This window comes from Haloferax sp. KTX1, assembly GCF_902410085.1.
GTDB classification, from domain to species: Archaea; Halobacteriota; Halobacteria; order Halobacteriales; family Haloferacaceae; genus Haloferax; species Haloferax massiliensis.
Window position 1 is genome coordinate 1 of record NZ_CABPRH010000289.1, and the last position, 409, is coordinate 409.

A 409-nucleotide genomic window follows, 5' to 3' on the forward strand; every position below is an offset into this window, starting at 1 on the left:
GTCGAGGGCTTCGGCGGTGTTGTTGATCTCCGTCGCTGCCCATGCCTGCCGCTGGTTGAACACCGTCATCGTGGCGATGGATGCCCCGGCAGCGGCAGTGAGGCCTGCTACCGCTCTGCCCGCAGCATTGATCCCGCTGCGTACCGATGACAGTGTTGGCACCATCTTAGCCAGGCGTTGCCGGAAGCCGCCGGCCCCACTGGCACCATCCCTCAGGCGATCCCGCATTTTCGCCAGCCGGCCATTGAGGCTTGAAACCTCCCCTTCAACGCCGGCGATATCGCCCTGGATGCGTTGCTGCTCACCCGCCAGGTTGCGGGTGCTAATACCGCTTTCCTGGAGGGATTCGCGCAGCTGGTTCAGCTGGTGCTGGTTAGACTGCCAGGCCTGCTCCGTTTCCTTCGCGGCG

General features: G+C 64.3%; 1 protein-coding gene. It reads right to left on the reverse strand.

Translation table 11 applies throughout. From position 1 onward, the window contains the following. Positions 1–409 (reverse strand): hypothetical protein (locus tag FY251_RS22805; protein ID WP_187367503.1); only part of this gene is annotated, 409 nt, incomplete at both ends.